Genomic DNA, 25,530 nt, shown 5'->3' on the forward strand with positions numbered 1-25,530 from the left:
ATGGCAACGCTCGTTCTCGGCGCGGCCGGCGCCGCCATTGGAGGTTCGATCGGCGGCGCGATCCTCGGCGTCAGCGCCGCCACCATCGGCGGCTTCATCGGCTCCACCATCGGCTCGGTCGTCGACAGCTGGATCATCTCGTCGTTGGCGCCCACCCAGCGCATCGAGGGCGCGCGGCTCGACAGTCTCCGGATCACGTCCTCAACCGAGGGCGCGGTCATCCCGAGGCTCTATGGCCGGATGCGGATGGGCGGCAACATCATCTGGGCGACGGACTTCCGCGAAGAGACCAAGACCACCACGCAGGGCGGCGGCAAGGGCGGCGGGGGCGGCAAGGTCAGGACCACCGAGTATCTCTACTATGCCAGCTTCGCCGTGGCGCTTTGCGAAGGACCGATCACCGGGATCGGCCGCATCTGGGCCGACGGCAAGCCGATGGACCTCTCCGGCGTTACCTGGCGCTGGTATCCGGGCGACGAGGCGCAGACGGCCGATCCGTTCATCGCCGCGAAGATGGGCACGGCCAGCACGCCCGCCTATCGCGGCACGGCCTATGTGGTCTTCGAGGAGCTGGCGCTCTCGACCTACGGCAACCGCCTGCCGCAGCTCTCCTTCGAGGTGTTCCGGCCGCTCGCCGATCCCGACACCGCCGAGGGGCTGACCCGCGCCGTCACCATGATCCCGGCCTCGGGCGAGTTCACCTATGCGACGCAGGCGATCCGCAAGACCAATGGCGGCGCGACGGTGCCCGAAAACCTGAACGCGCTGGCCGACTCCACGGACATGGTCGAGGCGCTCGACCGGCTGCAGGCGATGGCGCCTGCGGTCGAGAGCGTCAGCCTCGTCGTCGCCTGGTTCGGCGACGACCTGCGCGCGGGCTCCTGCAAGGTGCGGCCGGGCGTCGAGGTCTCGGCCAAGTCCACCACACCGGTCAGCTGGTCAGTGAACGGCGTCAGCCGCGCCAGTGCCTTCCTCGTCAGCCGGGACGATCAGGACCGCCCCGTCTATGGCGGCACGCCGTCCGACTTCGCCGTGGTGCAGGCCATCCAGGAGATGAAGGCGCGCGGGCTCCGGGTGACCTTCTATCCCTTCATCCTGATGGATGTCCCGCCCGGCAACGCGCTGCCGAACCCCTATTCCGACAACGCCGCGGAGACCGGCCAGCCCGCTTTTCCCTGGCGGGGGCGGATCACCTGTTCGCCTGCAGCGGGCTACGCGGGGACCGTGGACAAGACCGCGACGGCCGCAAGCCAGGTCGCGGCGCTGTTCGGCGCGGCGACGCCTGCGAACTTCAGTGTAGCTGGCCAGTCTGTCTCGTGGACAGGCACGCCCGGCGACTGGGGCCTGCGGCGCATGGTGCTGCACTACGCCCATCTCTGCGCGGCGGCGGGCGGGGTCGACGCCTTCCTGATCGGGACCGAGATGCCGGGGCTGACCACCATCCGCTCGGGTGCCAGCACCTACCCGGCCGTGCAGAGCTATCGGGACCTGCTCGCGGATGTGCGCTCGATCCTCGGGTCGGGGACGAAGATCGGCTATGCTGCGGACTGGAGCGAGTATTTCGGGCACCAGCCCGGCGACGGCAGCGGCGACGTGTTCTTCCACCTCGATCCACTCTGGGCCGATCCGGACATCGATTTCGTCGGGATCGACAACTACATGCCGCTCTCCGACTGGCGGGACGGCTTCGAGCATGCCGACGCGGTCGAGGGCTGGCCCGCGATCTACGGCCGCGCCTACCTGCAGGGGAACATCGCGGGCGGCGAAGGCTTCGACTGGTTCTATGCCAGCGCGGCGGATCGCTCCGCGCAGGTGCGCACCCCGATCACCGACGGTGCCGCCAGCAAGCCATGGGTCTTCCGCTACAAGGATCTGCGGGCCTGGTGGTCGAACCCGCACTACAACCGCCCCGGTGGGGTCGAAGGCGCGACGCCAACGGCGTGGGCGCCGCAATCGAAGCCTATCTGGTTCACCGAGCTCGGCTGTCCGGCAATCGACCGGGGCAGCAACCAGCCCAACGTCTTCTTCGACCCCAAGTCCTCCGAGAGCTTCACGCCGTATTTCTCGCGGGGCTGGCGCGATGACGCGATCCAGCGGGCCTATCTCGAGGCGACATATCTCTGGTGGGGCGAGGCCGCGAACAACCCGATCTCCGCCGTCTTCGGCGGCCGGATGGTTCACGTCCCCGAATGCGCCGCCTGGACCTGGGATGCGCGGCCCTATCCGTTCTTCCCGGCGCTGACCGACGTCTGGACGGACGGCGCGAACTGGCGGCTCGGGCACTGGTTGACCGGTCGGCTGGGAGCGGTGTCGCTGGCCGCGCTCGTGCGGCACCTCTGCCTGCGCGCCGGGCTGCCCGAGTCCCGGATCGACGTCACCGGGCTTTGGGGCGCGGTCGAGGGCTATGCCATCACGGCGCTGGAAAGCCCACGCGCCTCGATCACGACGCTGTCGCGGCATTTCGGCTTCGATGCCGTCGAGACCGAGGGGGTGATCCGCTTCGTCATGCGCGGCCGGGCCTCTGTCGCCACCCTGATGCCCGACGATCTGGTGGCCGGTCGTGAAGGCGACGTGCTGGAACTGACGCGCGGCCAGGAGACCGAACTGCCGCAGGCCCTGAAGTGGCAGGTCGCGCGGGCGGACGAGGATTACGACGCGGCCCTCGTCGAGGCGCGGCGCATCGCGGTGGACACGACGCGGATCGCCTCGGAGTCCTTCCCGGTGGCGGTGCCGCCCGAGGAGGCCGAGCGCCGCTGCCGCCGTGCGCTGATGGAGGCGTGGGTGGGGCGCGAGACGGCGGTGTTCCGACTGCCGCCGTCACGGCTCGCGCTCGATCCGGCCGACGTGATCCGGCTCGCGCATGAAGGGCGGCTGGTCGATCTGCGGCTCGTCTCCATCGCCGATGCCGAGGCGCGCGGCATCGAGGCGGTGCGCCAGGACCGGGCGACCTACGACCTGCCGCCCGGCGATCCCCGCGCAGCCTCGCTGACGCGCGCCGTGGTGTTCGGCGCGCCGGATGCGGTGCTGATGGACCTGCCGCAGCTGACCGAGGACCAGCCCGCGCATCGACCGTTTGTGGCGGCGCACGCTTTTCCCTGGCCGGGCGAGATGGCCGTGTTCCGCAGCCCCGCGACCGATGGCTTCGAACTGCTGACCACGTTCGGCAGCCGCGCCCGGATCGGCGCGCTGGTCTCGGACCTCTATCCGGGCCCCACATCCCGCTTCGACCTCGGAAATGCGCTGGTGGTCGATTTGCTGACCGGTACGATGGAAAGCGTCACCGACTTGACGCTGTTCGGCGGGGCCAACGCGCTCGCCATCGAGAGCGCGCCCGGCGTCTGGGAGATCGTGCAGGCAGGCGCGGCGGAACTGCTGGCGCCCGGTCGGTATCGCCTGACCCGGCTCCTCCGCGGTCAGCGTGGCACGGAAGGTGCCATGGGCGATCCGGCGCCCGCGGGCGCGCGGGTCGTGGTGCTCGACGAAAGCCTCGCATCTCTGCCGATCGCCGAGGCCGACCTCGGCATCCCGTGGAACTGGCGCATCGGCGCCGCGAGCCGCCCGGTGACCGACGAGACCTATGTCGCGCAGGCCTTCACGCCAGCAGGCGTCGGGCTGCGGCCGTTCTCGGTCGCCCATGTCGAGCAGCCGTGGCGCACTCCGCGCACGTCCGGTGATCTGAGGATCCGCTGGACACGCCGAGCCCGCGCGCTCGCCGCCGACAGCTGGGGCGGGCTCGAGGTGCCGATGGCCGAGGAGCTAGAGGCCTATGAGGTCGAGGTCCTCGACGGCGAGACGGTGAAGCGGGTGCTTAGCACAGCCACGACCAGCGTGGTCTACACCGCCGCCCAGCAGACCGCCGATTGGGGTGCGCCGCTCGGCCCCGGCGACACGCTCGACATCCGCATCTTCCAGCTCTCCGCCCTAATCGGGCGAGGAGCGCCCAAGACCGTCACGCTCACGTTCTGAGGCCATCCCATGTCCGACGCCACGACCCATCTCCTGCTGCCCTACATCCTGGCAGCGCAGGCCCAGAAGCACGTCACCCACAACGAGGCGCTGCGGATCCTCGACGGGCTCATCCAGCTCTCCGTCCTCGACCGGGATCTGACGGCGCCGCCCGGTTCTCCCGCCGATGGCGAGCGCTACATCGTCGGCTCGGGCGCGACGGGCGACTGGGCGGGCTGGGACCTGAACGTCGCGCTCTGGACCGATGGTGCCTGGCTTCGCCTGCCGCCACGCACCGGCTGGCGCGCGTGGGTCGAGGACCAGGGACTGCTCCTGGTCTACGACGGCGCGGGCTGGGTTGGGACGACACCGGCTGCGTTGCAGAACCTCGCGCTGCTGGGGCTTGGCACCACAGCGGACGCGTCGAACCCGTTCTCGGCCAAGCTCAACGCCGCGCTCTGGGCGGCGAAGACCGTGGCCGAGGGCGGCACCGGCGACCTGTTCTACACCATGAACAAGGAGGCGGCGGGCGACGATCTCGGCCTGACCCTGCAGACCGGCTTCGTGACCAAGGCGCTGGTGGGCCTCTTCGGCTCAGACCGCTTCCGGCTCGCGGTCTCCGCCGACGGCAGCACCTTCTTCGATGGCCTCAGCGTGGACAACGCCACCGGCGTCGTCGACCAGCCTCGGCTGCCGCGGTTCAAGGCGTACACGAACTACGACAACTACGTCGGCGTGGGCGCCTGGACGAAGATTGGCCTCAACAACACCGACACCAACGATCAGGGTGCGTTCGACGCCGCAAACAACCACTTCGTGGCACCCGTGGACGGCACCTACCTGTTCGGCGCGACGCTCCTCTACAAGATCAACACCAGTGCCACGGCGCGTATGCGCGGGCGGCTCGTCCTGAACGGCACGACCGAAATCCGCGGCTCCCTCGGCGAAATCTCGGCCACCCACGTCTCGCTCGCCACCGCGATCTGGCTGCAGACCATGGTCCCGCTCACCGCAGGCGATACCGTCGAGCTGCAGGGGTATTTCCGGGTCGCGGACGGCTACTTCGCAGCCGACCACACGTCCTTCTGGGGCTGCAAGGTCGGCTGAGCGGCGGAAGGAGGATCCTATGAACCCACCCCGATCCGAGGGCTTCGTGCGCATGCCCGACGCCGAGTTCGAGGCGATCCTGACGCGGGCGGCCGAGGAAGGCGCGAAGCGCGCACTGGCCGATGTCGGTCTCGACGGCGACGAGGCCGCGCTCGACATCCGCGACCTGCGCTCCCTGGTCGACTGCATCCGCTTGGTGCGCCGCACCGCGATGCAGACCGCCGTCCGCATGATCACCACCGGCGTCATGCTGGCGCTGCTCGCTGGCATCGCGATCAAGCTCAAGATCTTCGGCGGCAGCCCATAGCCGCGCCCCATCCCCATTCATCAGCCCGCAATGACCCGCCTTGAAGGCGGGTTTTTCGTTTCGGAGGACCCCCATGACGACGACCTTCCACCGCCATTGGCGCGACGTACCCGAGAGCGGCTGGCGCTGGCCTAACTTCTCGCCAGCCGAGATCGCCTGCCGAGGGACGGGCAAGCTACTCGTCAACGAACCCGCGCTCGACAAGCTGCAGGCGCTGCGCGACCGGCTTGGCAAGCCGCTGATCGTCCGCTCGGCCTATCGCAGCCCCGAGCACAACCGTGCCGTCGGCGGCGCGACCCGGTCGAAGCACCTCGACGGCGCCGCCTTCGACATCGCCATGGCGAACCACGACCCTGCGGCCTTCGAGGCGGCGGCGCGCGAGGTCGGGTTCCTCGGCTTCGGCTTTTATCCGCGCTCGGGCTTCATTCATGTCGACCTTGGGCCCGCGCGGCAGTGGGGCGAGCGGTTCCCGGTACAGGCGACCGCATTTGCAGCCGAGACGCCGCCCGCGCGCGAAAGGCTGGCCGACAGCCGCACCATGAAGGGCGGTGGCGCGGCCGGTGTGGCGACGCTGGGCGCCGCGGGCGTCGAGGTCGCCCAGAGCGTCCTGGCTGAGACCCAGTCCGCCATCCTGCCGCTGGTGCCGTACCTCGACACGCTCCGCTGGGTGTTCATCGCCGTGGCGCTCGGCGGGATCGCGGTCACCATCTATGCCCGCGTCGATGACTGGCGCCGAGGGCGGCGATGATCGCCGCGCTCCTGACCGGGTTCGCCGCCAGCCCGTGGATGCGGGCGGCGCTGCGCTACGGAGCCATCGCACTGGCAGTGCTCCTGTTCCTGGTTTTGCTTCGGCGGTCCGGCGAGCGAGCGGGACGCCTCGCCGAACGCCTTGAAACCACGGAGAAGGCCAATGATGTCCAACGCCGGATGCTGGAGGCTGCGGCGCGCCGTCCTCGTTCTCGCGACGATCTCGCTGAGCGGCTGCGCGACGGTCGGTTTTGACGGGGTCATGCTCGGAGCGTGTCCGCCCGTCGTCGAGCACAGTCGGGAGTTCCAAGTTCGTGCGTCGCAAGAACTGGCGTTGCTTCCGGACGGGTCGGCGGTCGTCGAGATGCTGAGCGACTATGCGGTGATGCGCGAACAAGCGCGTGCCTGCCATGACGCGGCGACGTTTACCGCGCCTCGATGAGCACCGGTCGTCCATCCTCTCGCCATTCCGGCAGACCGCCTTCGAGGCGCCGCGCATTGAAGCCGTGTTTGCGCAGGGCGGCGACTGCCTGGTGGGCATAAACGCAATAGGGACCCCTGCAATAAGCCACGATTTCGCCGGCCGGATCGAGCGTCGGAACGATCCGCTCGATCTCCGTCAGCGTCGTGTTAATCGCTCCGGGAATGTGACCCGCGGCGAATTCATCTGCGGGGCGGACGTCGAGAACGGTCACCGAACCCTCGGCGATCCGCGCCGCGAGGTCTTCCCGGCTGACGGGTTCGGGGGCATCCTCGCCGCCTGAAAGGCCTCGCAGGATACGCTCGACCTGCGCAAGGTTCCGTTCGGCGATGACGCGCAGCAGGTCCATCAGCTCCAGCGTCTTCGCGTCGGTCAGCCTGTAGATCACCGCCTTGCCGTCGCGGCGGCTGGTGACGAGCGCGGCCCGGCGCAACTGCTGCAGATGCTGCGAGCAGTTGGCAATGGTGAGGCCGGTCTTTTCCGCAAGCGCCTCCACACCGCGCTCTCCCTGCGCCAGTTGTTCGAGGAGCGAGAGCCGCGCCGGAGCGGACAGGGCGCGCGCGACGAGCGCGTATTCCTCGAGAAGCGCTGTCTTCGGGCTGATTGACACTGGACGTCTCCAGACTGTAGATCATTCAAGTCCAGACTGTAGATCATTCAAGCGAGCGTTTGAATAATAGCCATTCCATCGCTTCCCACAACCCCGAAGTCGAAAACCCATGTCCGAGACCATCCTTGCCGCCGAACCGACGATCCGCCTTGCCGCCTTTCTGGGTGTTCTGGCGGCGATGGCGCTTTGGGAAGTGTGGGCACCCCGGCGTCGGCGGGAAATTCCTCGGGTGATCCGCTGGACGAACAACCTTGCGCTCGTCGTGGTCGACACGGTTATCCTGCGGCTTTCATTTCCCATCATCGCGGTCGGCCTTGCGGTCATGGCCGAGGACCGTGGCTGGGGGCTGTTCAACAACATCGACGTGCCGGTCTGGCTGGCCATCGTAGTCTCGATGCTGCTGCTCGATCTGGCGATCTATCTGCAGCACGTGATGTTCCACGCGGTTCCGGGGCTCTGGCGGCTGCACCGGATGCACCACGCAGATCTCGACTTCGACACTACGACTGGCCTGCGGTTCCACCCGATCGAGATCCTGATCTCCATGGGGATCAAGCTCGCGGCGGTCGCGGCCCTTGGCCCGCCCGCCATCGCGGTGCTGCTGTTCGAGGTGATCCTGAACGCCACGGCCCTTTTCAACCACGCCAATATCGACCTCCCGCGTCCGGTCGACCGTGTGCTGCGCCTGTTCGTCGTCACCCCCGACATGCACCGCGTCCACCATTCCGTCGATCCGCGCGAGACCAACTCGAACTACGGCTTCAACCTGCCGTGGTGGGACTGGCTGCTCGGCACCTACATCGCTCAGCCCGCCAAGGGGCACGAGGGGATGGAGATCGGGATCGAGCAATTCCGCACACGTCGCGACCTGTGGCTCGACCGGATGTTGATCCAGCCCGTCCGCGGCCCGGCATCGGGCCATGCGCTTGATCCCCGAAACACGAAAAAGGAGCCCGCCGAATGACCGCAAGCGACTTCACGCGCGGCATCCGTGAGAACCGGGTTCAGGTCGCGCACCAGCTGATCCAGGTGATGCTGGTGGGTTTCGCCATCGGCATGACCCGCACGGTGGTCCCGGCACTGGCCGAGAGCGAGTTCGGACTCGAGCGCGGCTCGTTCCTGCTGCTCGCCTCCTTCGTGGTGGCCTTCGGTGCGGTGAAGGCGGTGATGAACTTCGTCGCCGGGCGCTGGTCGGAGCGGATCGGGCGCAAGCGGGTGCTGTTCTGGGGTTGGGTGGTGGCGCTGCCGATCCCGGTGATGATCTGGTATGCGCCCGACTGGAACTGGATCGTCGCGGCGACCGTGCTTCTGGGCGTCAATCAGGGTCTCTGCTGGTCGATGACGCAGACAGCGAAGCTCGACATCACGAAAGCCGAGGAACGCGGGCTCACCATGGGGCTCAACGAGTTCTCCGGCTATGTCGGCGTCGCGATCGCGGGGATCCTGACCGCCTATGCCGCCGAATGGCTGGGGGCACGTGTTGGCTTGTTGGTCTTCGGCATGGCCGTGGTCCTTTTGGCTCTGCTGCTGACCGTGGTCTGGGTCAAGGACACGCTCCCGTGGGCCAAGGCGGAGACAGCAGCGCACAAGGCAGCACCACCGAAATCCCTGCCGCGCTACCCCGAAGGCGTGTCCGAGCATCCCACAACGGGCGAGGTCTTCGCGCTGATGAGCTGGCGCGACCGCCGCCTCTTCGCGATCTCCCAGGCGGGGCTTGTCGAGAAGTTCGTCGATGCGCTGGTCTGGGCGCTCTTCCCGGTCTTCCTCGTGACGCAAGGCGCGACCTTGACCGAGGTCGGCTGGATCGTCGGCGTCTACGGCTTCGTCTGGGGCGGCTCGCAACTCTTCACAGGGCGGCTGTCGGACCATGTCGGCCGGTTCTGGCCAAACGTGCTCGGCATGTGGATCTGTGGCGCGGGCGTGGCGATGGTGGTCATGGGCACAGGCGCGCTCTGGTGGCCGGTCTCGGCGGGCGTGGCGGGCTTCGGCATGGCGCTCCTTTACCCGAACCTCTCCGCGGCGGTCGCGGACATCACGCCGCCCGCCTGGCGCGGCTCGGCCATCGGCATCTACCGCTTCTGGCGCGACCTCGGCTACGCCATCGGCGCGCTCGGCCTCGGGCTTGCCGCCAGCCTGACGGGCGCGGCCGAGGCCGCCTTCTGGTTCGTCGCGATCTCCATGTTCGTCTCCGGTGGTCTGCTGTTCTGGCTCGGTGAGGAAACGCACCCGCGGCTGAACCCCGCCGAAAAGCCGGAGACCGCCCATGCATGACACGTCCGTCGCCCGCCTCGGATGGGGGTCAGTTCTCTTCGGGGTGGCTTCGATCCTGCTGCTCGCGGCCTCCTCGCTTGGCTACCGACAGGACTGGTGGCCCGTGCTGCGCGCGCTCGACGTGGCGACCTGGGGCGCTTGGGCCGCCGTTGCGGGCGCAGCGCTGGCCGTTATGGCGTTGGGCCTGTGGCTCGCTCGCAGACGTGGCGGCGGCGGCATCGCGGCGCTCGGCCTCGTGCTGTCGCTGCCGGTCCTGATCGCGGCTGGGGCCTGGCAATATGCCACGCTCACCACGCCGCCGATCAACGACATCTCGACCGACACCGAAGATCCGCCGGTCTTCTGGTTCACGGCCACGCCCAGCGATTACCCGGCGCAGAACGCCGAGCCTCAGCGCGCCGCATATCCCGATGTGCGGCCACTGGAGCTGCCGGTCTCCGCAGACGAGGCTTTCGCGGCGGCGCTCGCCCTCGTGGAAGACCGCAGCTGGGAGGTGCTCTCGGCCGACCCCGCTGAGAGCCAGATCGAGGCCATTGCGCGCAGCCGCCTCTTCGGCTTCGAGGATGAGGTAGCGATCCGTGTCACCGAAACCGATACCGGAACCCGCATCGACATGCGCTCGCGCTCGCGCCTCGGCCAGATCGACCGCGGCGCCAATGCCCGGCGCATCGAGGCGTATCTCGCCGATCTCGAAACGCGCACCCCGAACTGAGGACCGACGATGAAACACCTGATCCTCCTGAACGACCCACCCTACGGCACCGAGCGCAGCTTCAACGGCCTGCGCATGACCCACGCACTGACCAAGAATGACCCTGAAGCGGAGATCACGGTCTTCCTGATGGCCGACGCGGTGCTCTGCGCCAAGGCGGGGCAGAAGACGCCCGATGGCTACTACAATCTCGAGCGCATGCTCCGCCGTGTCCTGTCCGCCAAGGGGCGCGTCCTGATGTGCGGCACCTGCATGGATGCGCGCGGCCTTGCAGAGGGCGACATGATGGAGGGAGCGACCCGCTCCACCATGGACGAGCTTGCCCAGGCGACGCTCGCCGCCGACAAGGTGCTGGTGTTCTGATGGCTAAGATGCTGACGCTCGCCGCCCTCGCGGCCGACCCGGATCGCTTCCACCTCATCGACGTCCGCGACTCTGAAGACTACGCCGCTGCCCACGTGACGGGCGCCGTGCATATCCCGCTGGCCGAACTCGAAGACCGGGCGGGCGAACTCCCTGCCGGCAAGTCGCCGGTGACCATCTGCGGCAAAGGCGGCGGCCGCTCCGCCGAGGGCGCGGACATCCTGAACAGGCTCGGCCACCCGGACGCCCTTTGGCTCGAAGGCGGCACGACCGGCTGGCTCGCGCAGAACACGTGAACACCAAGAAACCGGAACGGAGGAAACCCCGGATGAAACTGAAACACCTTCTCGCGGCAACGACCGTCGCGCTCAGCGTCTATGCGGTGCCCGTCCTGGCGCAGGACGCGGCCATCGATGCCATGCAGGAATACATGATGTTCTCGGACTACGAGGCTGGCATCATCCTGCCCCAGCAACTCGACCAGACGGTTTTCGAGACCGCGCTCTTCGTCGACACCCGCGACGCGGGCCAGTTCGAGGAGGGCACGATTCCCGGCGCCGTCAACATCGAGTGGCGCGAAGTCCTCGACCGCATCGACGAAATCCCCGAGGATCGGATGACCATTCTCTTCTGCAACACCGGCAGCCTGTCGGCGCAGGCCGCCTTCGCGCTGCGCGTAGCGGGGCGCTCGAACGTCGTTGTCATGCAGACCGGCTACACCGGCTGGCAGCAGGACGCGGCATACAAGCCCTGACCCGGGCAGAGCGACAACGGACGGGAGGCAGGGGCATGCGCGACATCTATCTGGACTTCAACGCCAGCACCCCGGTCGCCACCGAGGTCGCAGAGATCATGCGCCATGCCCTGGAGACGGGGCATGGCAATCCGTCCAGCGGCCACTGGGCCGGGGCTCCCGCCCGCCAGATGGTGGAGGACGCCAGGACCCGTGTCGCGGATCTTCTCGGCTGCGCGCCGCAGGAGATCGTGTTCACGAGCGGCGGCAGCGAAGCGAACAACCACGCTCTGAAGGGCGTGTACTTCGCCAGCGGCAAAGACCGGCCGCATTTCGTCACGTCGAGCGCCGAGCATCCGGCCATAGTGGCGCCGCTTCGGTTCCTCGAACGCCTCGGCGCGCTGGTGACATTGTTGCCGGTCGATGGCACCGGTCTGGTCGATCCCGACGACCTGCGGCGCGCGATCACCACCGATACCGTGCTCGTCACCATCATGCACGCCAACAACGAGACGGGGACAATCCAGCCCATCGCGGAGTGCGCGGCGATTGCGCGAGAACACGGCGTTCGCTTCCACACTGACGCCGCGCAGTCGGTCGGCAAGATCTCGACCCGGGTGGACGACCTCGGCGTCGATCTGCTGACGATGGCCGGGCACAAGTTCCATGCCCCCAAGGGCGTCGGCGCGCTCTTCATCCGCGACGGCCTGCAGCTGGAACCGTTCATCCACGGCGCCGGGCATGAGTGCGGTCGGCGCGCTGGCACCGAAAGTGCAATGCTCACAGCCGCGCTCGGCGTGGCCGCCAGTCTCTCCGCCGACCTGGGGCCGATGGAGCCAGTCCAGGCGTTGCGAGATCGTTTCTGGGCCGCGCTCAAGGATGCGTTCGGCGACGGTGTCGTTCTCAACGGCCATCCCGAGCGCCGCCTGCCCAACACGCTCAACGTCGCCTTCGTCGGCCGCGTGGGCGCGGAAATCCTCGCGGCTATGCCGGAGGTTGCGGCCTCGACCGGCTCTGCCTGCCATTCGGGGCGCGTCGAGCTGTCTCCGGTGCTGGAGGCGATGGGTGTCGCGCCGCAGGTCGGCATGGGCGCGATCCGGTTCAGCCTCGGCCGCAAGACCACCGTGGACGAGGTCGATCACGTCGTGGCGCGCCTGCGCCGGGTGCTGAATTGACGGAAGCGGAGCGGCCCGTCCCGGATGCGAGCGCGGCCGACCCCGCGCTCGAAGGTCTTCCCGACGCTTATGCCGACTGGCGCCGCAGCACGCTCGGCCGGATCACGGACACGCTCGAGGAGCGTCTCCTGATTGACCGGATCGGCACGGTCCGCGGCCTGCGCATCCTCGATGTCGGCTGCGGCGACGGCGTGCTGGCCACCCGGCTCGCACAGGACGGCGCACGTGTTACTGGCCTCGATGCCTCGGCCGACATGATCGCCGCCGCGCGCCGCCGGGCGAAAGCCGCGGGTGTCGAGATCGATCTGGTGGAAGGGGATGCTGGCGGCCTTCCATTCCCCGCAGGGTACTTCGACTGCGTCGTGTCTGTCGCTACTCTCTGCTTCGTCGACGATCCTCGCCCGGCGATCCGGGACATGGTGCGCGTCCTCAAGCCCGGCGGTCGGCTGATCCTCGGCGAGCTCGGTCGCTGGAACCTCTGGGCGGCTCAGCGCCGCGTGAAGGGCTGGCTCGGTTCGAAGCTCTGGAGTGCTGCGCATTTCCGGAGCCGGGGCAATCTGATCGACCTGGCGATCGAAGCGAGGCTCACGGACACCACCGTCACCGGCGCCGTCTTCTACCCGCCGTTCGGATGGGCGGCGAGAGCCATGGCGCCGATCGATCCCTGGTTCGGGCTCTGGACAACGTTGGGCGCGGCCTTTCTGGTCCTGAACGCATTGAAACCCCTCGATTCTATTACCGTTACGGAGCAGCCATGAACGACCGCGAAGGCCAGACGCCGCCGATCCTGTCGGAGAAGCATCACGACGCGCCATCGGCTTTCACGCCCGAAAGCCTGCTGCGCGAGGCGCGCCGCCAGAAAGGTGCCGATGCCGTTGAGGTGCCGAAGGTCTGTCTGTCAACCAGCACGGAAACGGGACCCCCTATCGGCGTCGAAAAGGGACTCTGACTCACATTCGGTGCAGCTGGCGGTCATCATGCGGCGCCAAGGAGCCGGGCCGTGAGGAGATCGAGCTTTGCTCGGCCGTACATCTGACGCTTGACGAGCTTGAGCTTGGTGATCTGTCCCTCGGTCTGGCCGTTGGACCACGGCAGCGTCAGAGCCGCCGCGACGGCGTGTCGATCGTCGCGGAGCCCGCGGGCGAACGACGTCGTCGGCCCGGAAGATGCGTCCTCGAGCCAGGCATCGAGCCCGGACGCGTCCCGCTGTCGGATCATCGCCTGGAAGCGCTCGAGTAGGTGGCGCGCGGCGGCAAGGACGGGGACGGCGGCTTCGATGATCGCGACGGTCATGGCATCCTCCCTGGTGAGATGGGCACGCTTCCGGGTCAGCATCATCGCGATCTTTCGGGCCGATGGACATTTCCGACCGTGCTTCCTTCGCAGGCCAATCAATCCAGCCGCAGTTCACGTGTGAGCCGCCGGTCGATAAGCACGCACCCGATCGTCAAAACGAGGCACCAGGCGCCCATGAACAGGCTCTGGGTGGGAAAGTCTATTCCGCCGTCGATCAGCAGGCCGGTGATACCTGGTCCGATGGCCGTCGCGATGACCATGACGGTCGTTGCAAGGGATCGGATCGAGCCCAGGTGCCGCGTCCCGTAGGCGACCGGTAGCAGCACGCCCCAAAGGGCGCTCGCTGTGCCCTGCGTGATGCCGATAATACCAAGCGCGACCCACCACATGACAAACTCGTGGGCAGGGCCGATCAAGGTAATCCCGATGCCCATCGGTATCAGAAGAAACGACAGAAGCCGCTGGGCCCCGAACCGGTCGGCCGCCCATCCTGCTGCAAAAGCCGAGGCGACGGTCGCCGTCGCGAAAGCCGAATATCCCGGTGCCATCTGCACCAGCGTCCAGCCCTTCACTTCGGCGATATGAACCTGTTGGAAGAACACGACCGTGCTTATGAAACCCGGCGTGAGCAGAACCGGGAGAAGCGCCGGAAGAAGCCAGTGGTGCGCGGCGTCTCGCCGCCGCCAGTGACGGCCCGACAGGCCGGGAACTGTCGTTCCGCCGGTAAGTCCCTGCGGCGAACGATCATCCCCTAGCAGGATCCAAAGCGTCGGCGCGATGATCATGACGAGGATCGCGGCAACGACAAGCCAGGTTGGTCTCCAGCCGATTGCCGCGATGGATAGAACGGTCAGAATGGGCACGACGACTTCGCCGGCCGGGTGGCCGAGGTTGGTGATCGAAACGGCCTGGCCGCGCCGGGCCTCGAACCACCGACCCATGGCGGTCATTGCAATATGGCTGAACATGCCTTGTCCGCAGAATCGCAGCAGGAACAGCGAGAGGCCCAGCAGCCAGACGGATCCGGCAAATGCCATCGCAAGGCTGGCCAACGCGAACGCACCGGCCATGATCGGTGCCAGCCGCGACAGCCGGACCGTGTCTGCAGCAGCGCCGCGCCAGAACATCAGACCCGCAGCGCTGAGGGTGGCGACCGTATAGAGGCTGCCCCAGGTACCGTCGGTCAGCCCGTACTCGGACTTGATCGCTCCGGCGAACAGCGAAATGAACCATGTCTGCCCGAAGGCCGAGGCGAAGGTCAGCAGGATGCCGGCAGCCAGCCAGCGCAGGTTCGTTCGAAGAAAATCTATCATTCCTGGCACGTCGTGGCGAATAGCCAGCGGACGCACCGGGTCGGATTTGGGTCCGATCCGTCGAAGCCGCTGTGGGTGGTCATCTAGGAGACGCCACGCAGGACAGTTCGTGTCATCTAAGCGCGACGACGAGACCATATGGCGAGAACGCTCTGAGTAGTGTCACAGGCTCGACCTGGCTGCAAGGCGGCGGCTAAACCTGAACTTCAGGATGCCGCCCAGCGTCTGCTCGGCCCCGGCTCGGCTGGGAGCGACGACCGGAACAGCGCTTCGGCCGACAGGTCGCCCTGTCAGCCCGCACAGTCCCGACACCGGATCACAGTCGGCTCAAGCTCGAGTCGACGGAGGCCGATGAACCCGCCGCAATCGTCGCACCAGCCGAACTCCCCGCCGTCGATCCGCCGGATGGCCGCCTCGAGTGCCCGTACCCTTCCATGCCGTCGCGTTTCCTGAGCCGCTGCCATGGCCCGTTGCTGCATCGCGTCCATGCGGCTGAGCCGGCCAACGCTTTGCTGATCAAGCTCGACGGGCCTGCGGTCTGCAGCCGTCTGCATGGACGCGGCCCGCAGGCTCTGCAGCTCGTCCTGAAGCCGTGGCAGAAACTTTGCCTTCAGTTCCTCGGAGGTGGGGTCTGTCATGGCGATCACCGCATCAGGACAACGGGCACCTTGCAGGAGCGCACCATTTCGGTCGTGGTGGATCCAATCACGAGGCTGCGGATGCGGCTGTGACCATAGGCGCCCATGACCACCATGCCGAAGCGTTCCTCCTCGACCAACTTGCCCAGTTCTGTTTCCGGCTGCCCTTGCACGATCCGCGTCTCCACGTCGATGTTCGCGGCCTTCAACAGCGCCTTCGCGTCCGCGAGGCCCTTCTCGATCTCGGGCGTCTCGCTGCCGATAGTCACGACGGTGATGGCCAGCTGCGCGAAGAGTGGGCTGCGCGAGATGTGGTCCACTGCCTTCATCGCGGACGATCCACCGTCATAGGCCACCAGCACGCTGTCGATGGGCTTGAAGGCGCGTGAAGCGACGAATACGGGCCGATGCGCCGCGCGCACGATCCGTTCGAGATTGGAGCCCAGATGCCCCTTTGCGAAATTCGCCGCCTCGCCGCGCTTGCCGATGACGATAACGCGGGCGTCGCGCTCGACCTCGCCGATGGTCTCGACGATGTCGCCATGGCGCAGGCGGGTGGTGATCTCGGTCACGCCATCCTGATCGACGATGGCGCGCGCGTCCTCGAGGATCGCTCGGCCGCGATGGCTGACAAGCTTCGCACGCTGCGCATCCAACTCGGCCAGCTCGTTCAGCAGCTTTGTCCGCGCCCCAAGCCGTATCGCGCCGGAAAGGTCGGTTGTCTCCGGTGCCTCGCGCCGGCCCAGCACATGGATCAGCTCGACAGGCGCAGCCGTGCGCTGCGCGATCCAGGCGGCGTGGTGGCACACGCTTTCGGAATAGATCGAGCCATCCACCAAGGCGATGATCTTGTCTGTCACGGTTCTCTCCTCCCTCAATGCGCTGTCAGCTCGTCAATGGCGCCGGGTTTGTCGTGGATGGCAAGCCGGTCGACCAGGGTCTCGGTCGCTTCGTTCATGCCCACGACCTCAACCTCGGCCCCATCGCGACGGAACTTCAGGATCGCCATGTCGAGCGCCTGCACGGAACTGATATCCCAGATATGCGCCGCACCCACGTCGATCACGACACGCTCGGGCGCCTCCTTGAAGTCGAAGGCGTCCATGAAATCCTCGACCGAGCCGTAGAAGAGCTGGCCCTCGACACGGTAGGTCCGCACGCGTCCATCGTCGCTGATCTCCGACGTCACGCGGAACAGCTGCGCGATCTTGCCCGCGAAGAAGATCCCCGAGAGAAGCACGCCCACCAGCACGCCAATGGCGAGATTATGGGTGTAGACGACGGCCGCGACTGTGGCGATCATCACGATGGAGGATGAGCGCGGATGCACGGTGAGGGCCTTGATCGAGGACCATGAAAAGGTACCGATTGAGACCATGATCATGATGGCCACGAGCGCGGCCATGGGGATGATGCTCACCAGATCGCCCAGAACGACGACCATGAACAGCAGTTAGACCCCAGCCGCAAACGACGAGAGCCGCCCGCGGCCACCGGACTTCACGTTGATGATAGACTGGCCGATCATGGCGCAACCCGCCATGCCCCCGATGAAACCAGTGGCGGTATTGGCAACGCCCTGGCCGATGCACTCCTGGTTGCGGTTCGACTTGGTGTCGGTCAGGTCGTCGACGATGTTTTGCGTCATCAGGCTTTCGAGCAAACCTACGACGGCCACAGCCACCGAATAGGGCAGGATGACCATCAGCGTCTCAAAGGTGAGCGGGATCTGCGGGATCAGGAAGACTGGAAGCGTGTCAGGCAGTTCGCCCATGTCGCCGACCGTCCGCACATCGAGTCCCAGCGCGAAAACCAACGCCGTCAGGACGACAATGGTGACGAGCGGAGAGGGAATCGCTGTCGTCACAAGCGGCAAGAGGTAGATAATCCCGAGTGCCGCCCCGACCAGCGCATAGGTCAACCACGTGACCTGACGCGGATCGAGTTCGGGGAGCTGCGCCATGAAGATCAGGATGGCAAGCGCATTAACAAAGCCGGTCATGACCGACTTGGAGACGTAGCGCATGATGAAGCCGAGCTTCAGCACGCCCGCGCCGATCTGCAACAGACCGGCCAGCACTGTGGCGGCCAGCAGATACTGAAGCCCGTGGTCGCGCACCAAGGTCACCATCAGGACCGCCGTCGCGGCGGTCGCAGCCGAGATCATGCCGGGCCGCCCCCCGGTGATCGCGATGATGACGGCGATCGAGAAGGACGCATAGAGGCCAACCTTCGGGTCGACCCCGGCGATGATGGAAAAGGCGATCGCCTCGGGGATGAGGGCCAGCGCGACAACGAGACCAGCCAGCAGGTCGCCGCGAATGTTGCCGAGCCACTGGCTGCGGTATGCGTCGAGTGAGATCATGAATGTGTTATCCAATACCGGTCCTGCGCGGCTCGCGCGAGATCGGCGTGCAAGTGCACCGTTCTTGTGAGTTGTCCGGCGGATCGGCGGCCGGAAGAGCCACCCGGAATCGCTTCCAGGTCCAAGTTTGCTGTAGTGTCGCTTAAGGGGTTATTGGGTAAAGGGCAACACGATATGGAGTTGTGCGTGCATTGGCTTGACGATCAAGGCAGGGCCTGAGTCAGCTGCTCGAGAGGCATCTACAGATCATACAGCGGCTTCTTCGGGCCGGTGGGGGGGGGGACTGCTCGGTCATTTTCTCGCCGCCAAAACAACAATGATACATTAGAATCAATTGCTTACGAATCAGAGAAGGTTCGACGTCAGGCCCCTCCCCTCCGCCATTTTTCATTGATTTCACTGGGTAAATTGGCGATTGGACAATCACGCCCATAAACTACCCACGGGATTTTCAGGGTTTTTAATAGGCGATACGGGGCGTGAGGACTCGCAAAAAAAACGTGAACATAGCGCGGCAACCACGCTACGCTACGCTGTACGGGCATTCCGATGTCATTTCCTTAAGCTTGCCCTAGCACGACGACTTTACCCACCCTATCTTAGCACTAGATACAGTCCCCAGTTGCGAGGTAAGGCACCACACATGTCCAATAAATTTCAACTCGGCGATATTGTTCAACTGAAATCCGGTGGTCCCGCGATGACAGTTTCCAAAGTTCCGAAAATCAGCGGCCATATGACGAAACAGAAATATGTTTGCCAATGGTTCAGGGGTGCTTCGAACGTGAGTGGCGACTTTGGTGAGGAAGAGTTGCAGTTTTACGTTGCGCCGAAAAAGGCATGACAGAGGACGAAGCTGTACACTGGATGCTGGCCGAGTTTGAGCACGACTGCTTCCTGTATCAGTAAGCGGTCGCGAGCCATTTTTTCCACTTGCACGACGAAACCTTGGCATATTTTGACAAATCGTCGAACCTCTGCGTGGGCAAGGGCGTAGTTAAGGTTTTCAACACGCTTGCCCCAGGTGCAGTTTACGAACGCTCTGGAAAGTTGTGGCGATCTCGTTTGTAAACTGACCAATGGGGACGCCAACAATAGTCAAAATAACTGGTTTGCGTCGGTGGACCCAAATCGGAGTTCAGTTTCCCTTGGCGCTTAGGGAGGGGGCATCAGGCGGTGACGGTGCAGGATGCGCGGCATACCTCTTGCGCCCGGCTGCGGTCCTTGGCCGTGACGGCATACAGGGGTCAGAACAAGGCGACGGTTTTGGCCAAACCCAGCGCCAAAGCCGTTGGTGGAAAGGGCTGTGTTCATGGATTGCGACGGCGATGTGATGCCCACAGTAACGACGCGGGGCAGGTCGCACCGGCTTTCAGGAACGTCGTGCAAAGATGTGATGCAGCCGGTCGCTTAAGGTTACCGAATGACCACACCTGCTGAGGACATCCGCTTTTCAGCGCCTTCTGTCGGTGCAGCTGAGAGGGTTCCGTCCTTGACGACGGTCACGTCATAGCCGCGGTTTCGGGCCGCCAGCGCCGTTTTTTGCACACAGTAATTGAGGTCCAGCCCAACAAGGCGCAGCTTGCCCACATCAAGGCGCTTCAGAAGCGCATCCAGTTCACCGGTTTCAAATGCGTCCTGCACGCGTTTGACAATGATCTGGTCAGGAAGTGACAAGAAGGGCGCGGCCAGTTCGGTCCCCTCACTGCCGGCGATTGCCTGCCCATTCATCAGAAGCCGCGCCACCGCCCTTGTGGACGGGATTGACCATTCCTGACGGATCGCAATGACGGGGTGGTTTTGCGCCCGCGCCGCGCGGATTTCCTTGAAAATGACGGCGGCGGCGCTTTCTTTTGCGGCGTCCGGGTAGGCGTCGCTGTCCCAGAAAACCGATTGCAGATCAATCAGCAGAAGGGCAGAGGCATCCCGGTTGCGGATCGGTTCCCCGACGCTGACCGCGCCGATGCGCCTGACACCGTTGCCGAGCCAAAGGATGAGGGCAAGGGCCGCGACGCCCATGATGATGCCGAAGGTCATGCGCTGTCTCCTGTCTGGTTTTTCAGGCGGTCCATCACGGTCATGACGACCCGAAGCGCCGTTGCGATGTCCTGGCTGCTCAGTGTCGCACCAATGTCGTCCATGAGGGTCATTTCCCTCGAAATGATGTCTTCGATGAGGGTGCGACCGTGATCGGTCAGCGCCAGGATCGGCGAGCGTTTGTGGCGCGGGTTCGCGCGTTGCCCGACGAAACCGGATGCCAGCGTTTCATTGCACATGATCTGGACATATTGCCGTTTGATGTCGAGCCTTGCCGCGATCTCGGGGACGGTCTGATCGCCATATTGGTGGAGGATCTCAAGCACCGCGCGCATCCGCACTGTCAGGCCGGTCCCGGCCAGACCGGCGTCAACGCGGGCCTCTGCCGCTTGCATAAGGGGGCGTGACATCCAGATCAGTCGATGAAGGTGTTCCGATTTCATATTGGCATTATACATGTCAAAACGACAAGCGCAATGTCAATTTGCGCGCGGGGACGCGGTCTTCCTGCCGAATCGGGGGCTGAAGCGGTGATGCCGCAGCAGGCTGTGTCCCTCTGAAGGCCCGCGCCGACGTATCAACCCGATCGGCCAGACTGACGCTTGCTATCGGGTAATAACACGACAGCGCGATCGCCCCGTCCCGCCACGCCCGAACCTTCCAGCGATATGCTGGATCAGTCTGGGTTCCCCCTTGCGGATGGGCGCAATGGACCGTCCACGCTGGCAACCCTGATCGAACGCATCCGCTGCGCAGGGCGGGGCTGCCGGGGGCCTCTGCCGTAAGGGCATTGCCAATTTTACAGCCGGGCTTGCCAGCTTGTTCATGTGTGCAGTGTGTCATGACCGAGAGAGGCCACCGCCGATAATGTGCCGGAACTTGCCACAAGGCGCCTGTGACAGACATCGGTGGCGAAGGCTGCGGCAAACCCTGCCAGCAAGCGCCAGCCGTCGACGTGGCCTTTGCGATACCAGCTGTCACCATCGCGATCGCACAGCCAGAAACCGCGTCGGCCGGATTGCATCAGGGCAGGGCCGCAATGCCTGTGGTGCAGCGGGTCTCGCTCCCCGGCCAGACGTGCGGGCCTTGCTGAGCATCCTGCCAGATGCTGACGGGCTGTCCGGGGATCAGGTTCTTAAAGCGATGCCTGGTCCGTGGCGTCATGTTAAAGCCGCGCAAGATTGAGCATACCGTTCACGGCAAGTCGCGGGGAATAGGCCAAGGGCACCCAAACCTTCAAGGCGTATCCGGCGAAAAGAAAGAGCACAGTGGCTGGGGGGGCTTGGCTAATTCTTTTTTTGATGACGTCGGCGGCAGGGAATGAAGCCAGTTCCATCAAGGCATGAAGATATCCAAAATCACCCGCAGTGCTTATCCAACACTTTGGCATATGAATAAAAAAATTCCAAAGCCCCCCCCGGCCGGTGGCTGAGGCTGTGGCTGATATGACGGGGCTGATGGCCCCTCAGGCTGTTGTCAGCCTGTCGTCAGCCTGTAACCGATGCCAGGCTCGTTATGGATCAGCTGTGGGGCGGCTGCGTTGTCGCCCAGTTTTTCGCGCAAATGGGCGATGGCGACACGGACATAGTGGGTGTCCGTGGCATGGGCCCGCCCCCAGACCGTGCGCAGCAGGGTCTCATGCGTGACAAGCCGACCCGGCGTCGCCGCCAAAAGGGCAAGGACGTCGAACTCCTTGCGGGTCAGTCGGATCGGGTCAGCATTTCGGCTCACGCTTCGGTTGGCAAGGTCGATCCGCAAGCCGCCAATGTCGATGACCGGATCAATGGCGGTTCCTGACGCGCGCCGCGTCAGCGCCCGGAGCCGTGCCAGCAATTCCCCCGAGGCAAAGGGCTTGGTGACGTAATCATCGGCGCCTGCATCCAGTGCGGCGATGATCTCGGTTTCGGCTGCGCGGACAGACACGACCATGATCGGCACCGATGACCATTCGCGGATTGCCGCAACCACGTCCTTTCCGTCCAGATCCGGCAGCCCCAGGTCAACCAGCACAACCGAGGGCGCACCGGTCGCGGCGCGTTCGATCCCTTCGCGCCCGCGCGCAGCCTCGGTCATGCTGTAGCCCGCAGCTTCCAGAATGACACGCAGAAAGCGGCGGATCGGGGCTTCGTCCTCGATGACCAGAATGCAGGCGGGGTCTTCGGACATGGTCACTCCTTCAGGTCAGCAGGGGGCGGGGCAGCGGGCAGGATCATGCGGATCGCGGCGCCACAGCCCTGCGGCGGGTCAATGGCTGAAACGCTGCCGCCATGCGCCTCGACCATCCCCTTGACGATGGCAAGGCCAAGGCCGGTGCCGGCGGGCTGGCCATCGCCCTGAACGGCGCGATGGAACAGGTCGAATATCCGGGTGCGTTCGTCCGGCGCAATGCCGGGGCCATGATCGCGGACCGTGACCGCGACAGCCCCGTCCAGCGGCGTGGCGTCAATGATGATGGGGCTGTGGTCAGGCGCATATTTGCTGGCGTTTTCCAGCAGATTGGCAATGGCCTGACCGATCAGCAGCGGATCAACCAACAGCGGCGGGGTTGTCGGTGCAATGCGGACCTGCACCTCGAAGCCATCCAGAACCCGCGAAAGGTCGTTCTGTGCAGTGGTGATCAGCTCGCGCAGGTCGACCGCCCGGACACGGGGCACCATGGCACCGTGACCCAGCCGGGTCATGCTGAGAAGATTGCCGATAAAGCGGTCCAGACGCCGCGCCTCGGCCAGGGCTTGGGCCGTCAGCTGGCGGTTCTGATCGGGCGGCAATGTGCCATCCTCGACCGCAGACAGCGCCCCGATCACCGTGACCAAAGGGGTGCGCAGATCATGGCTGACGCTGTTCAGAAGCGCGGCGCGCAGCTTTTCCGTCTCGCTGTTCAGCCGCGCGCGTTCGAGGTCGCTTTCGATCTTGATACGCTCGACCGCCACGGCCACCTGATCCTCGACCGCCGTCAGCAGGCGCCGGGTCTCGGGGTCCATCCGCCGCGCCGGATCGGTAAAACGCAGACCGATCACCCCCATCGGCGCGCCCTGCGTGGCCAGCGGCATGAACAGCCATTCGGCGGCGGGCAATGTGTCTGTGTCACGTCCGGCGGGCTGGTTGCGCTGAAACGCCCAAAGCGCCGCGGCCTGACTGATCGGGTCGAGCGCGTCCTCGATCGCCGGAAAGCCCTGCACCTGCGCCAGCTGCCCGTCCGGCCCCGGCATCAGGATCAGCGAATGACCTTGCAGCGCGCGGGCGATATGCGCCGCCGCCGCCCACAGCACGTCATCGGTGGTGCTGGCCGAGGCGATCTTGCGGGCGAAATCGTAAAGCGTCTCGGTGCGGGCCTGCGCGTCGCGCATGAATTCGACCTGCCGCTTCAGCCGCCCGGCCAGCGTGCCGGTGAACAGCGCCGAGATGGTAAAGACCAGCAGCGCAATCACCGATTCCTCGGCCGAGACGGCAAAGGAATAATAAGGCTGGGTGAAGAAAAAATTATAGGCCATGAAGCTGGTCACGCTGGCCACCACCGCCGCCAGCGCGCCCAGACGCATCCCCACCGCCAGCACGCCCACCAGATAGATCACCGCCAGCGAGGCCACCGGCAGGACATGCCAGAACGGCCAGGCCAGCGCCGTGCCCGCCGCAGCGGCCAGCCCCGATTCCAGCGCGATGCGCGGCCATTTGCGGCGCGAAAGCCGCAGCCCCGGCGCGGGGGAACTGCGATCGCCGGGCGGCGACAGCAAGGTGACCTCGAAGGTGTCGCTCATGCCGATCAGCCTGTCGGTCATCGACGGGCGCAACCGCGCAAGCCACGCCCGCAGCCCGGTCCGGCGCGCGGGACGGGCCAGCACCAGCCGGGTGACATTCAATTCGCGCGCGGCCCCCAGAAAAGCGGTGGGGCTGTCGCCCTCGGCGCGCAATGTGCGGGTGTCGGCCCCCAGCCGTTCCGCCAGCGCCAGCGCATCGGACATTGCCCCCGATGCGGCACTGCCGCGCGATTCGATGGCCGGGGTCAGCACATGGGCCACAACCCACGGGATGCGGGCGCGGTCGGTCATGCGACGGCCTGCGCGCACCAGCCCCTTGGCGCTTGACGGATCATCCAGACAGACCATCAGCCGATTCTGCGCTGCGGGCCGCCCGCCACGCGTCAGCGCCAGCATGTCGGCATCGACACGGCTGGCCGCGGTGCGCAGCGATAATTCCCGCAGCGCGGTCAGGTTGGGCTTGGAAAAGAAATTCGCCAGCGCCCGCCCGGCCTCGGCAGGCATATAGACCTTGCCTTCGCGCAGCCGGGCGATCAGGTCGTCGGGTGGCAGGTCGATCAGCTTGATCTCGTCGGCCATCTGCAACACCGCGTCAGGCACGGTTTCGTGGACCTGAACGCCAGTAATGCGCGCCACCACGTCATTCAGGCTTTCAACATGCTGGATATTCAGTGTGGTATAGACGTCGATCCCCGCTGCCAGCACCTCGTCGACATCCTGCCAGCGCTTGGGGTGGCGCGAGCCGGGCGCATTGGTATGCGCCAGTTCGTCGATCAGGGCCAGCGCGGGCTGCCGCGCCAGCAGCGCGTCCAGATCCATCTCGGTCAGGCGGCGGTCGCGATAGGAAATCTCGCGCCGGGGGATCTGGTCGATGCGCGCCAGCAGCCGCGCGGTTTCCGCCCGGCCATGCGTTTCCACCAGCGCCGCGACCACATCGGTGCCGTCGCGGCGCCGCGCGGCGGCCTCTTCCAGCATGGCATAGGTCTTGCCGACACCGGGCGAGGCCCCCAGAAAGATCTTCAGCCGCCCCCGCTTTGATGCGCCTGCGGCGTCCTCGGCATTGGCCTCGGGCAGGAAGGCTTCGGGATCGGGGCGGCTGTCGTCAGTCATGGCGCAACCTTACGCCCCCGCCGCGTCAAGCGCGAGGTTGGTTTGCAGCACATTGACGATGGGATCGCCCACAAAGCCAAAAGCGGGGCCGGTGGTGGCGGCGTCGATGGCGGCGCGGATGGCGGATTCGTCCAGCCCACGCGCGGCGGCGATGCGCGGCACCTGCGCAAGTGCGGCGGCACGGCTGATATGCGGGTCCAGCCCCGAGGCCGAGGCCGTCGCCATGTCGGACGGGGCGGGCGGCGCGTCAAACGCCGCCGCCCGGTCGCGGACCTGCGCCAGCAGTTCGGCGCTGGACGGCCCGAGGTTCGACCCGCCCGAGTTCGCCGCGTCATAATCGACCGCCGAAGGCCGGGGGTGCAGGTATTCGGGGCGGGTAAACCTTTGCCCGATCAGCGCCGACCCCAGGGTCACGCCATCGCGCGCAATCAGCGAACCATTCGCCTGTGCCGGCATGACCGCCTGCGCGATACCGGTGATCGCCAGCGGATAGCCCAGCCCAAGAACCGCCGAGAAGGCGCCAATCAGTGTCAGCGCGGGGCGAAGTTGCGAAAACATGATGAAA

Annotated in this window: 24 protein-coding genes, 3 pseudogenes and 1 other annotated feature; of the genes and pseudogenes, 16 read left to right on the top strand and 11 right to left on the bottom strand. The window is 65.8% G+C overall.

Features of this window, described 5'->3' with window-relative positions; translation table 11 throughout:
* The 5 genes from ACFXP9_RS12430 (at nucleotide 1) to ACFXP9_RS12450 (ending at nucleotide 6,361) form a co-directional block, all read left to right on the top strand.
* The gene (locus ACFXP9_RS12430) at nucleotides 1–3,966 is read left to right on the top strand and encodes a baseplate multidomain protein megatron (RefSeq protein WP_397205051.1); all 3,966 of its coding nucleotides are present in this window, start codon (nucleotides 1–3) and stop codon (nucleotides 3,964–3,966) included.
* A 9-nt stretch (nucleotides 3,967–3,975) separates the two neighbouring features.
* A complete protein-coding gene (locus ACFXP9_RS12435; protein WP_397205049.1) occupies nucleotides 3,976–5,052 on the top strand; it encodes a DUF2793 domain-containing protein in 1,077 nt (358 codons plus the stop codon).
* Nucleotides 5,053–5,071: 19 nt separating this feature from the next.
* A complete protein-coding gene (locus tag ACFXP9_RS12440) occupies nucleotides 5,072–5,359 on the top strand; it encodes a DUF6127 family protein (RefSeq protein ID WP_036708271.1) in 288 nt (95 codons plus the stop codon).
* Between the two features lie 73 nt (nucleotides 5,360–5,432).
* Complete coding sequence (locus ACFXP9_RS12445) at nucleotides 5,433–6,107, top strand: YcbK family protein (RefSeq protein ID WP_397205047.1); 675 nt, start codon at nucleotides 5,433–5,435, stop codon at nucleotides 6,105–6,107.
* Complete coding sequence (locus tag ACFXP9_RS12450; RefSeq protein ID WP_397205045.1) at nucleotides 6,104–6,361, top strand: hypothetical protein; 258 nt, start codon at nucleotides 6,104–6,106, stop codon at nucleotides 6,359–6,361. Before ACFXP9_RS12445 ends, ACFXP9_RS12450 begins: the two co-directional genes overlap by 4 nt.
* 170 nt (nucleotides 6,362–6,531) lie before the next feature.
* Here the strand turns inward: ACFXP9_RS12450 and ACFXP9_RS12455 are convergent, their stop codons facing one another.
* A complete protein-coding gene (locus tag ACFXP9_RS12455; RefSeq protein WP_397205043.1) occupies nucleotides 6,532–7,197 on the bottom strand; it encodes an ArsR/SmtB family transcription factor in 666 nt (221 codons plus the stop codon).
* 109 nt (nucleotides 7,198–7,306) lie between these two features.
* On the opposite strand from ACFXP9_RS12455, the gene ACFXP9_RS12460 reads away from it, so the two are divergent.
* Genes ACFXP9_RS12460 through ACFXP9_RS12500 form a run of 9 tightly spaced genes read left to right on the top strand, consistent with a single transcriptional unit; the run spans nucleotide 7,307 to nucleotide 13,400 of the window.
* A complete protein-coding gene (locus ACFXP9_RS12460; protein ID WP_397205041.1) occupies nucleotides 7,307–8,161 on the top strand; it encodes a sterol desaturase family protein in 855 nt (284 codons plus the stop codon).
* Entirely contained in the window at nucleotides 8,158–9,468 is a 1,311-nt protein-coding gene (locus ACFXP9_RS12465) for an MFS transporter (RefSeq protein WP_397205039.1), read from the top strand. Before ACFXP9_RS12460 ends, ACFXP9_RS12465 begins: the two co-directional genes overlap by 4 nt.
* Complete coding sequence (locus ACFXP9_RS12470; protein WP_397205037.1) at nucleotides 9,461–10,180, top strand: DUF1499 domain-containing protein; 720 nt, start codon at nucleotides 9,461–9,463, stop codon at nucleotides 10,178–10,180. The genes ACFXP9_RS12465 and ACFXP9_RS12470 overlap by 8 nt, the downstream gene beginning before the upstream one ends.
* A 9-nt stretch (nucleotides 10,181–10,189) precedes the next feature.
* Entirely contained in the window at nucleotides 10,190–10,543 is a 354-nt protein-coding gene (locus tag ACFXP9_RS12475; RefSeq protein WP_397205036.1) for a DsrE/DsrF/TusD sulfur relay family protein, read from the top strand.
* Entirely contained in the window at nucleotides 10,543–10,839 is a 297-nt protein-coding gene (locus ACFXP9_RS12480) for a rhodanese-like domain-containing protein (protein ID WP_397205034.1), read from the top strand. Before ACFXP9_RS12475 ends, ACFXP9_RS12480 begins: the two co-directional genes overlap by 1 nt.
* A 32-nt stretch (nucleotides 10,840–10,871) precedes the next feature.
* Complete coding sequence (locus tag ACFXP9_RS12485) at nucleotides 10,872–11,297, top strand: rhodanese-like domain-containing protein (protein WP_397205032.1); 426 nt, start codon at nucleotides 10,872–10,874, stop codon at nucleotides 11,295–11,297.
* A 35-nt stretch (nucleotides 11,298–11,332) separates the two neighbouring features.
* A complete protein-coding gene (locus tag ACFXP9_RS12490; RefSeq protein WP_397205030.1) occupies nucleotides 11,333–12,451 on the top strand; it encodes a cysteine desulfurase family protein in 1,119 nt (372 codons plus the stop codon).
* Complete coding sequence (locus tag ACFXP9_RS12495) at nucleotides 12,448–13,209, top strand: class I SAM-dependent methyltransferase (RefSeq protein WP_397205028.1); 762 nt, start codon at nucleotides 12,448–12,450, stop codon at nucleotides 13,207–13,209. Before ACFXP9_RS12490 ends, ACFXP9_RS12495 begins: the two co-directional genes overlap by 4 nt.
* Nucleotides 13,206–13,400 (top strand): hypothetical protein, encoded by a 195-nt coding sequence (locus tag ACFXP9_RS12500; RefSeq protein WP_397205026.1) that lies wholly within the window; start codon nucleotides 13,206–13,208, stop codon nucleotides 13,398–13,400. Before ACFXP9_RS12495 ends, ACFXP9_RS12500 begins: the two co-directional genes overlap by 4 nt.
* 26 nt (nucleotides 13,401–13,426) lie before the next feature.
* On the opposite strand, the pseudogene ACFXP9_RS12505 reads toward ACFXP9_RS12500, so the two are convergent.
* The 5 genes and pseudogenes from ACFXP9_RS12505 to ACFXP9_RS12525 form a co-directional block, all read right to left on the bottom strand.
* Nucleotides 13,427–13,834 (bottom strand): annotated as a pseudogene (locus ACFXP9_RS12505) (ISL3 family transposase); the annotation flags it as partial.
* An 8-nt stretch (nucleotides 13,835–13,842) separates the two neighbouring features.
* Nucleotides 13,843–15,060 carry an MFS transporter gene (locus ACFXP9_RS12510; protein WP_397205024.1) on the bottom strand — a complete coding sequence of 406 codons (1,218 nt, stop codon included), beginning with the start codon at nucleotides 15,058–15,060 and terminating at the stop codon, nucleotides 13,843–13,845.
* A 290-nt stretch (nucleotides 15,061–15,350) separates the two neighbouring features.
* The gene (locus ACFXP9_RS12515; RefSeq protein WP_397205022.1) at nucleotides 15,351–15,698 is read right to left on the bottom strand and encodes a TraR/DksA family transcriptional regulator; all 348 of its coding nucleotides are present in this window, start codon (nucleotides 15,696–15,698) and stop codon (nucleotides 15,351–15,353) included.
* A gap of 5 nt (nucleotides 15,699–15,703) precedes the next feature.
* The gene (locus ACFXP9_RS12520) at nucleotides 15,704–16,558 is read right to left on the bottom strand and encodes a universal stress protein (RefSeq protein ID WP_397210255.1); all 855 of its coding nucleotides are present in this window, start codon (nucleotides 16,556–16,558) and stop codon (nucleotides 15,704–15,706) included.
* A gap of 14 nt (nucleotides 16,559–16,572) precedes the next feature.
* Nucleotides 16,573–18,063: pseudogene (locus tag ACFXP9_RS12525) on the bottom strand (SulP family inorganic anion transporter).
* Nucleotides 18,064–18,132: 69 nt separating this feature from the next.
* Nucleotides 18,133–18,189, bottom strand: a sequence feature (sul1 is cis-regulatory element that is thought to sense ions involved in sulfur or methionine metabolism; They are found in Alphaproteobacteria).
* A gap of 517 nt (nucleotides 18,190–18,706) precedes the next feature.
* Here ACFXP9_RS12525 and ACFXP9_RS12530 point away from each other — a divergent pair.
* Nucleotides 18,707–18,907 carry a YodC family protein gene (locus ACFXP9_RS12530; protein WP_397205018.1) on the top strand — a complete coding sequence of 67 codons (201 nt, stop codon included), beginning with the start codon at nucleotides 18,707–18,709 and terminating at the stop codon, nucleotides 18,905–18,907.
* An 80-nt stretch (nucleotides 18,908–18,987) separates the two neighbouring features.
* Nucleotides 18,988–19,134, top strand: a pseudogene (locus ACFXP9_RS12535) (DUF6953 family protein); the annotation flags it as partial.
* Between the two features lie 345 nt (nucleotides 19,135–19,479).
* On the opposite strand, the gene ACFXP9_RS12540 reads toward ACFXP9_RS12535, so the two are convergent.
* The 5 genes from ACFXP9_RS12540 to kdpC form a co-directional block, all read right to left on the bottom strand.
* Nucleotides 19,480–20,100: a cysteine hydrolase family protein gene (locus ACFXP9_RS12540; RefSeq protein WP_397205016.1), complete on the bottom strand. Its 621-nt coding sequence runs from the start codon at nucleotides 20,098–20,100 to the stop codon at nucleotides 19,480–19,482.
* Entirely contained in the window at nucleotides 20,097–20,558 is a 462-nt protein-coding gene (locus ACFXP9_RS12545) for a MarR family winged helix-turn-helix transcriptional regulator (protein ID WP_397210257.1), read from the bottom strand. Before ACFXP9_RS12545 ends, ACFXP9_RS12540 begins: the two co-directional genes overlap by 4 nt.
* Nucleotides 20,559–21,576: 1,018 nt before the next feature.
* The gene (locus tag ACFXP9_RS12550; RefSeq protein ID WP_397205014.1) at nucleotides 21,577–22,266 is read right to left on the bottom strand and encodes a response regulator; all 690 of its coding nucleotides are present in this window, start codon (nucleotides 22,264–22,266) and stop codon (nucleotides 21,577–21,579) included.
* Between the two features lie 2 nt (nucleotides 22,267–22,268).
* The gene (locus ACFXP9_RS12555) at nucleotides 22,269–24,965 is read right to left on the bottom strand and encodes a DUF4118 domain-containing protein (RefSeq protein WP_397205012.1); all 2,697 of its coding nucleotides are present in this window, start codon (nucleotides 24,963–24,965) and stop codon (nucleotides 22,269–22,271) included.
* Nucleotides 24,966–24,974: 9 nt separating this feature from the next.
* Nucleotides 24,975–25,523 (bottom strand): potassium-transporting ATPase subunit KdpC, encoded by a 549-nt coding sequence (kdpC, locus tag ACFXP9_RS12560; protein ID WP_397205010.1) that lies wholly within the window; start codon nucleotides 25,521–25,523, stop codon nucleotides 24,975–24,977.
* Nucleotides 25,524–25,530 lie beyond the last annotated feature (7 nt).

The organism is Paracoccus jiaweipingae (assembly GCF_044335505.1).
In the GTDB taxonomy this organism is placed as follows: Bacteria; Pseudomonadota; Alphaproteobacteria; order Rhodobacterales; family Rhodobacteraceae; genus Paracoccus.

What these genes read in the sequence shown, in the direction of transcription:
- ACFXP9_RS12430 (WP_397205051.1), top strand. Translation starts at nt 1, where the DNA reads ATGGCAACGCTCGTTCTCGGCGCGGCCGGCGCCGCCATTGGAGGTTCG.
- ACFXP9_RS12435 (WP_397205049.1), top strand. Translation starts at nt 3,976, where the DNA reads ATGTCCGACGCCACGACCCATCTCCTGCTGCCCTACATCCTGGCAGCG.
- ACFXP9_RS12440 (WP_036708271.1), top strand. Translation starts at nt 5,072, where the DNA reads ATGAACCCACCCCGATCCGAGGGCTTCGTGCGCATGCCCGACGCCGAG.
- ACFXP9_RS12445 (WP_397205047.1), top strand. Translation starts at nt 5,433, where the DNA reads ATGACGACGACCTTCCACCGCCATTGGCGCGACGTACCCGAGAGCGGC.
- ACFXP9_RS12450 (WP_397205045.1), top strand. Translation starts at nt 6,104, where the DNA reads ATGATCGCCGCGCTCCTGACCGGGTTCGCCGCCAGCCCGTGGATGCGG.
- ACFXP9_RS12460 (WP_397205041.1), top strand. Translation starts at nt 7,307, where the DNA reads ATGTCCGAGACCATCCTTGCCGCCGAACCGACGATCCGCCTTGCCGCC.
- ACFXP9_RS12465 (WP_397205039.1), top strand. Translation starts at nt 8,158, where the DNA reads ATGACCGCAAGCGACTTCACGCGCGGCATCCGTGAGAACCGGGTTCAG.
- ACFXP9_RS12470 (WP_397205037.1), top strand. Translation starts at nt 9,461, where the DNA reads ATGCATGACACGTCCGTCGCCCGCCTCGGATGGGGGTCAGTTCTCTTC.
- ACFXP9_RS12475 (WP_397205036.1), top strand. Translation starts at nt 10,190, where the DNA reads ATGAAACACCTGATCCTCCTGAACGACCCACCCTACGGCACCGAGCGC.
- ACFXP9_RS12480 (WP_397205034.1), top strand. Translation starts at nt 10,543, where the DNA reads ATGGCTAAGATGCTGACGCTCGCCGCCCTCGCGGCCGACCCGGATCGC.
- ACFXP9_RS12485 (WP_397205032.1), top strand. Translation starts at nt 10,872, where the DNA reads ATGAAACTGAAACACCTTCTCGCGGCAACGACCGTCGCGCTCAGCGTC.
- ACFXP9_RS12490 (WP_397205030.1), top strand. Translation starts at nt 11,333, where the DNA reads ATGCGCGACATCTATCTGGACTTCAACGCCAGCACCCCGGTCGCCACC.
- ACFXP9_RS12500 (WP_397205026.1), top strand. Translation starts at nt 13,206, where the DNA reads ATGAACGACCGCGAAGGCCAGACGCCGCCGATCCTGTCGGAGAAGCAT.
- ACFXP9_RS12510 (WP_397205024.1), bottom strand. Translation starts at nt 15,060, where the DNA reads ATGATAGATTTTCTTCGAACGAACCTGCGCTGGCTGGCTGCCGGCATC.
- ACFXP9_RS12515 (WP_397205022.1), bottom strand. Translation starts at nt 15,698, where the DNA reads ATGACAGACCCCACCTCCGAGGAACTGAAGGCAAAGTTTCTGCCACGG.
- ACFXP9_RS12530 (WP_397205018.1), top strand. Translation starts at nt 18,707, where the DNA reads ATGTCCAATAAATTTCAACTCGGCGATATTGTTCAACTGAAATCCGGT.
- ACFXP9_RS12540 (WP_397205016.1), bottom strand. Translation starts at nt 20,100, where the DNA reads ATGACCTTCGGCATCATCATGGGCGTCGCGGCCCTTGCCCTCATCCTT.
- ACFXP9_RS12545 (WP_397210257.1), bottom strand. Translation starts at nt 20,558, where the DNA reads ATGTATAATGCCAATATGAAATCGGAACACCTTCATCGACTGATCTGG.
- ACFXP9_RS12550 (WP_397205014.1), bottom strand. Translation starts at nt 22,266, where the DNA reads ATGTCCGAAGACCCCGCCTGCATTCTGGTCATCGAGGACGAAGCCCCG.
- ACFXP9_RS12555 (WP_397205012.1), bottom strand. Translation starts at nt 24,965, where the DNA reads ATGACTGACGACAGCCGCCCCGATCCCGAAGCCTTCCTGCCCGAGGCC.
- kdpC (WP_397205010.1), bottom strand. Translation starts at nt 25,523, where the DNA reads ATGTTTTCGCAACTTCGCCCCGCGCTGACACTGATTGGCGCCTTCTCG.